The sequence below is a fragment of the Gemella sp. GH3 genome, assembly GCF_013415425.1.
GTDB lineage: Bacteria > Bacillota > Bacilli > Staphylococcales > Gemellaceae > Gemelliphila.
Map to the genome: position 1 here is coordinate 1 of NZ_JACBYC010000094.1, position 1,263 is coordinate 1,263.

Below are 1,263 nucleotides of genomic sequence, written 5' to 3' on the forward strand. Positions count from 1 at the left end.
TCGTTGATGCTGATTCACTTGCTGATGTGCTTGCACTTACTGATGCACTTGTTGATGCTGATTCACTCGCTGATGTACTTGCACTTACTGATGCACTCATTGATGCTGATTCGCTTGCCGATGTGCTTGCAGATTCTGACGCACTCATTGATGCCGACTCACTTGCTGATGTACTTGCAGATTCTGACGCACTCGTTGATGCTGACTCGCTTGCTGATGTGCTTGCACTAATCGATGTACTCGTTGATGCTGATTCACTTGCCGACGTACTTGCACTTACTGATGCACTCGTTGATGCTGATTCACTTGCTGATGTGCTTGCACTTACTGATGCACTCGTTGATGCTGATTCACTTGCTGATGTACTTGCAGATTCTGACGCACTTGTCGATGCTGACTCGCTTGCTGATGTGCTTGCACTTTCTGATGCACTCGTTGATGCTGATTCGCTTGCCGATGTACTTGCACTTACTGACGCACTTGTTGATGCTGACTCACTTGCAGATTCTGACGCACTTGTTGATGCTGACTCGCTTGCTGATGTGCTGGCACTTTCTGATGCACTTGTTGACGCTGATTCACTTGCCGATATACTTGCAGATTCTGACGCACTCATTGATGCTGACTCACTTGCTGATGTACTTGCACTTACTGATGCACTCGTTGATGCTGATTCACTTGCTGATGTACTTGCAGATTCTGACGCACTCATTGATGCTGACTCACTCGCCGATGTGCTGGCACTTACTGATGCACTCGTTGATGCTGATTCGCTCGCCGATGTACTTGCACTTACTGACGCACTTGTTGATGCTGACTCGCTTGCTGATGTGCTGGCACTTACAGATGCACTCGTTGATGCTGATTCCGAAGCACTAATAGAAGCTGAATCTGAGTTACTTGCTGATTGGCTATTCTCTTCTGATTCTGATTCTCTTGCTGAATTACTTGAAGATTCTGACGCTGATGTGCTGGCACTTACTGATGCACTCGTTGATGCTGATTCACTTGCCGATATACTTGCAGATTCTGACGCACTCATTGATGCTGACTCACTTGCTGATGTACTTGCACTTACTGATGCACTCGTTGATGCTGATTCACTTGCTGATGTGCTGGCACTTACTGATGCACTCGTTGATGCTGATTCACTTGCCGATGTACTTGCATTTACTGATGCACTTGTTGATGCTGATTCACTTGCTGATGTGCTGGCACTTACTGATGCACTCATTGATGCTGACTCACTTGCCGACGTACTTG

At 46.8% G+C, this 1,263-nt stretch carries 1 pseudogene; it reads left to right on the top strand.

Annotated features, from left to right (window positions below):
* Positions 1 to 1,263: pseudogene (locus tag HZY83_RS03310) on the top strand (Lmo1799 family Asp-Ala repeat surface protein); the annotation flags it as partial.